Source organism: Parasphingopyxis sp. (assembly GCF_052168275.1).
GTDB lineage: Bacteria > Pseudomonadota > Alphaproteobacteria > Sphingomonadales > Sphingomonadaceae > Parasphingopyxis.
Map to the genome: position 1 here is coordinate 1 of NZ_JBQLZM010000127.1, position 5,407 is coordinate 5,407.

Below are 5,407 nucleotides of genomic sequence, written 5' to 3' on the forward strand. Positions count from 1 at the left end.
GGTCACGGTGATCACCGATTCCGAACGCAGGCTCTCCAGCGTCGCGAAGGCCGGTCCGTCGACCTCGGTCACGATCTGGGTAATGCCGAAATTGTCGCGCAGGTCGACGAACACCAGATCGCCGTGATCGCGCTTGCGGTGGACCCAGCCGGACAGGCGGACCTCTTCCCCCACATTGTGGCTGCGAAGCTCGGAACAGGTGTGAGTGCGATAGGCGTGCATGGTCATTTCGGGTCAATCGATCGAGGGGTGGAAAGAAAGGGGCTCCCTTTAGTTGGTCGAGAGCCGTTCGTCACCTTCTAGATCGGATTTTGCGGGCGAAACGGCTTCCCGCTGTTCACATTGTTGTTGGCGGTTCGCATTGCCGATGGCGCGCCAGCTTCTATAGACGGGCTTCATGCATATCCATCCGCTGATCGACGACAGCGATTCCCTTGCAGATCTTTGCGCGCGCCTCGCGAAATCGGACTTTGTCGCCGTCGACACGGAGTTCATGCGCGAAAGCACCTATTGGCCGGAGCTGTGCCTGATCCAGATCGGCGATCACGAAGAGGCGGCCGCCATCGATCCGAAGGCCAGCGGCATCGACCTGGCGCCGCTGCTCGACCTGATGGTCGACAATGAGGATGTGCTGAAAGTGTTCCACGCCGGCGGCCAGGATGTCGAGATCGTCTACAACCTGACCGGCAAGACGCCGCACCCGATCTTCGACACCCAGATCGCGGCGATGGCGCTCGGCCTCGGCGAACAGATCGGCTACTCGAACCTTGTCGACGCGCTGCTCGGCCGGAGCCTCGACAAGGGCGCCCGTTTTACCGACTGGGCCCGCCGCCCGCTCGACAAGCGCCAGCTCGATTATGCGGTCGGCGACGTGACCCATCTGGCCGAGCTGTTTCCGAAGATGCTCGACCGGCTGCGCGAGACCGGGCGCGGCGCCTGGATCGATGCCGAGATGGAGCGGCTCGCCGATCCCGCAAACTATGCCAACGTGCCGGAGCAGAGCTGGAAGCGCGTGCGCATCCAGAGCCGCAAGGCCGATGTGCTCGGGCGGCTGAAGGCGATCGCCGCCTGGCGCGAGCGCGAGGCGCAGGACAAGAATCTGCCGCGCGGCCGGTTGCTGCGCGACGAGACGCTGGCCGACATCGCGTCGCATCCGCCCAAGCACCAGCAGGCGCTCGCCAAGATCAGGGGCCTGCCGTCGAGCTGGGCCGGCAACGATATCGGCGGCCGGCTGATGCAGGTCATCGAGCATGCCGAACCGCTGCCGGACGACGAAATGCCCGACCGCAAGAGCCGCAAGCCGGGACTGGGCAAGGAGGGCGCGCTGGTCGCCGACCTGCTCAAGCTGCTGCTCAAGATCCGTTCGCGCGAGATCGGCGTCGCATCGCGCCTGATCGCCAAGGCCGACGAGCTCGAACAGCTCGCCGCGGGCGCGCGCGAGGAGCTGGGCCTGCTCGCCGGATGGCGCTATGAGGAATTCGGCCGCGACGCGCTCGACCTGGTCGAGGGCCGCGTGGCGTTCGCGGTCCGCGACGGCAAGCTGAAGGTGACGCATGCGAAGGACGAGGCGGAGGACGAGGATGACGATTAGGCCTGGCATCGCGTCGGCGGCTATCCTGATCACGCTGGGGGCGTGCGCGACGGCGCCGGACGATGCGCCCGACGCCGCGCCGCCCATGGCCGGCAGCGGGCCCTGCGACGCCGATGCGGCGCAATCGCTGATCGGCCAGCCGGCAAGCCAGGAACTGGCCGCCACCGCGATGCGGCTGTCCGGCGCTCGGGAGCTGCGCTGGATACCGCCCAACAGCGCGGTGACGATGGATTACCGGCCTACCCGGCTCAATATCGAATATGACGAGAGCTCGGTCGTCGCCGCAATCCGCTGCGGCTGACCTTCGTCGTAGAACAATCTCTTCAGGCTAAACGAAACGTCATTGCGAGGGCCGGAGGCCCGCGGCGATCCAGAGCAGCCGGCGTTGCCATTTGCAGCTCCGGATTGCTTCGCTTTGCTCGCAATGACGATTGAACCAGGGGTATTTCCGTTTACAGCAACCGCATTTCCGGCTCCTTGCCGAACGCCTCCGCCAGCTGGTCGTGGCGCTTCGCGACGGGCTGGCTGTAGAGTTCCGCATCGCCTTTATCGAGCGCGAGGACCAGCCTGTTGTCCTCGACCGCGACATTGCTCAGCTCGAGCGGTCCGGCGACGCCGCCGCTCAACCGCTGGCCGAACCGCATGGCGAGGCCCCAGCGCGCCGCCTGTTCCAGCTCCTTCGTGCTGCACAGCTTGACGAGCTCCTCGACCACGCCGACGCCGCCGCCGAAATTGGTGAAGAGCGCCTGCGCCATCTTGCCCCGGCCGTTGCTCTCGATCCCGACCCAGTTCCCGTGCAGCGCCATCTCGAGCCCGCGTTCGGCGCGGAACTCGGGATGGGCGCGCCAGCCGGTATCGGCGAGCAGACAGGCGGCGAGCCGGATGCGCTTGTCGGTATCCGATTCGTCGGCAAACAGCGGTGCGATCCAGCGGTCGAGCAGATCGCCATGTTCGGGAAACCGGCCCTGGCGTTCGCCCTCCTCGCGCGTCGCCGCGATCAGCGGATCGATCGTCCGCGTATCGTCGTCGAGCCGCTCGTAGAGCAGCCCTTCGCGCAGCCCGTAGGCCGATACGACGAGCTCGCCGAGGCCGGCCTGCTTGACCAGCTGGGACAGGATCGCCGCCCCGTCGGGCAGGTTCGGTATGCGTTGCGAGGCCATCGACGGGACGCAGTCGAGCTTGGACTTGTCGATCCGCGCCAGCAGCCGGACGAGTTTCGCCGCGCGGTCCGGCTGCATCGTATAGTGATGGACGATCGGCAGCGGAAAACTGGTGCGCTGCATGTCGACGCGGGCAAGCGCCCGCCATGAGCCGCCGACCAGGTAGAAGGGCCGGCCTTCGCATTCGGATATCCAGTCGGCGGATTTGAGCGCCTTGGCGACCGCCCGCTTGAGCGCGCCCTTCTTGCCGGACGCCCGCAGTTCGGCGACCCGCAGCACGCCGAGCGGGAACGACGCGCAGTCCTTGACCTGGCCGCCGCCGATCCGGGCCAGCTCCAAACTGCCCCCGCCGAGATCACCGACCAGACCCTCGGCCTGGGGTATGGCCGAAAGGACGCCCATCGCGGCGAGTTTCGCCTCGTCCCCGCCGGACAACAGGCGCACCGGCATGCCGATATCCGCCAGCGGGCCGAGCAGGTCGTCGCGGTTGTTCGCCTCGCGGACCGCGGCGGTGGCCACCGCCCGGAGATCGGTGACGTTCATCGCGGTCGCGAGCGACCGGAAGCGCCGCAGGATTTCCAGCGCGTCGGCGATGGCGTCGGCGTTCAGGTTGCCGTCCTCGTCCCGGCGTCCGCCGAGCCCGACCATGACCTTTTCGTTGAAGAGAAAGGCCGGCAGCCGGCCATGGCCGTCGAACACGACGAGGCGGATCGAGTTGGAGCCGATATCGATGACCGCCGTGCGTCCGGCCTGCGCGGCGGGAGAAGCCTCTCCCGAGCGGAAAAGAGAAAGCACGGCCATCGGCGGAAGCTTCTAGACGGTCGGTCGGCCGCTGGGAACCGGATTATCCACGCCGCTTGACGCGCAGCTTCTTCGGCATCGATCCCTGTTCGCTGAGCGCGGCGCCGCGGCCGGACAGCGACGGGTTGGTCATGAAATAGCGATGGAGGTTGAACGGCTGGCCCTCGGGCACGATCCGCGTATAGCTGCCGTCGGGATTGAGTTGCCAGCTCTGCTCGTTGTCGATCAGGTTGGCGACCATCACCTGATCGAGGATCTGCGCGTGCACGGTCGGGTTCTCGATCGGCATCATATATTCGACGCGGCGGTCGAAATTGCGCGGCATCCAGTCGGCCGAGCTGATCAGGACATGCGCTTTCTTGTTGGGCAGCGCCGCGCCGTTGCCGAAACAGGCGATCCGGCTGTGTTCGAGGAACCGGCCGATGACCGAGCGCACCCGGATATTCTCCGACATGCCGGGAACGCCGGGCTTGAGGCAGCAGATGCCGCGGATGATCAGGTCGATCTCGACCCCGGCATTGCTGGCTTCGTACAGCTTCTCGATGATCGCCGGGTCGACGAGCGAGTTCATCTTGGCCCAGACCGCGCCGTCCTTGCCGGCCCGCTCGTTCGCGATCTCGGCGTCGATCAGCTTCATCAGGTCGTTGCGCATGTCGCGCGGCGACATCGAGATCAGCTCGAGCCCCTCGGGCTGCACATAGCCGGTGATGTAGTTGAACAGCTGCGCGGCGTCGCGCCCGGCGCGGGGGTCCGCGGTGAAGAAGCTCAGATCGGTGTAAATCTTCGCCGTCACCGGATGGTAGTTGCCCGTCCCGAAATGGCAGTAGGTCCGGTAGCCATCCTCTTCCTTGCGGACGACCATGGTCACCTTGGCGTGGGTCTTCCACTCGATGAAGCCGTAGACGACCTGCACGCCGGCGCGTTCGAGCGCGTTGGCCCAGAGCAGGTTCTGCTCCTCGTCGAACCGCGCCTTGAGTTCGACCACGGCGGTGACCGACTTGCCCGCCTCGGCGGCGTCGATCAGCGCGCGGATGACGGCGGACTGCTTGCCCGCGCGATAGAGCGTCTGCTTGATCGCCACGACATCGGGGTCGTCGGCTGCCTGTTTGAGCAGCGCTACGACGACGTCGAACGTCTCGTACGGGTGGTGGACGACGATGTCCTTGGTCTTGATCGCGGCGAAACAGTCCCCGCCATGTTCGCGGATCCGCTCGGGAAAGCGCGGGCTGAAAGGCGGGAATTTGAGGTCCGGCCGGTCCTCCTCGACCAGCTGCTCGAGATCGGCCACGCCCAGGAAGCCGCTCGATTCGGCCACGATCGAATCGTCGCCGCCCATCTCGCGGCGGATCATCTCTTCGATATCGTCGGGAATATCGGTTTCGAGCTTCAGCCGGATCACGCGCCCGCGGCGGCGGCGCTTGATCGCGCTCCGGAAATAGCGGACCAGGTCCTCGGCCTCTTCCTCGACTTCGATATCGCTGTCGCGGATGATCCGGAACGCGCCCTGCCCGACCATGTCGTATCCGGGAAACAGGATATGGGTGAAGCGGCGGATGATCGTCTCGATCGCCACATAGCGCGCCGTCTCGCCCGGCACCCGGACGAAGCGTGGCAAGGTCGTCGGCACCATCAGCAGTTCGCGGATCGGCGCGCCGTCGCTCTTGCGCTCGAGATCGAAGACGAGGCTGAACCCCTTGTTGGGGATGAACGGAAAGGGATGCGCGGGATCGAGCGCCTGGGGCGTCAGCACCGGGAAGATATGCGTGTGGAAATGCTCGGACAGCCAGGTCTCCGCCTCGCCCTCGATCTCGGTGTCCGACAGCACGAAAATCTCGGCCTCGGCCAGCGCCGCGCG

Annotated in this window: 5 protein-coding genes; 2 read left to right on the forward strand and 3 right to left on the reverse strand. The window is 66.1% G+C overall.

What is annotated here, in order from left to right; translation table 11 throughout:
* The coding region (locus ACTS1X_RS11560; protein WP_442614552.1) for an OB-fold nucleic acid binding domain-containing protein at window positions 1-222 on the reverse strand (222 nt) is incomplete at its 3' end.
* Between the two features lie 175 nt (window positions 223-397).
* Between ACTS1X_RS11560 and rnd the strand changes: the two genes are divergently transcribed.
* Together rnd and ACTS1X_RS11570 are read left to right on the forward strand one after the other, a co-directional pair.
* Entirely contained in the window at window positions 398-1,591 is a 1,194-nt protein-coding gene (gene rnd / locus ACTS1X_RS11565; RefSeq protein ID WP_442614548.1) for a ribonuclease D, read from the forward strand.
* Window positions 1,581-1,892, forward strand: a complete 312-nt coding sequence (locus ACTS1X_RS11570) for an I78 family peptidase inhibitor (RefSeq protein ID WP_442614549.1) — start codon at window positions 1,581-1,583, stop codon at window positions 1,890-1,892. The genes rnd and ACTS1X_RS11570 overlap by 11 nt, the downstream gene beginning before the upstream one ends.
* 151 nt (window positions 1,893-2,043) lie before the next feature.
* Here the strand turns inward: ACTS1X_RS11570 and ACTS1X_RS11575 are convergent, their stop codons facing one another.
* Entirely contained in the window at window positions 2,044-3,552 is a 1,509-nt protein-coding gene (locus ACTS1X_RS11575) for a Ppx/GppA phosphatase family protein (protein WP_442614550.1), read from the reverse strand.
* A gap of 43 nt (window positions 3,553-3,595) precedes the next feature.
* Window positions 3,596-5,407 (reverse strand): RNA degradosome polyphosphate kinase (locus ACTS1X_RS11580; protein ID WP_442614551.1); only part of this gene is annotated, 1,812 nt, incomplete at its 5' end.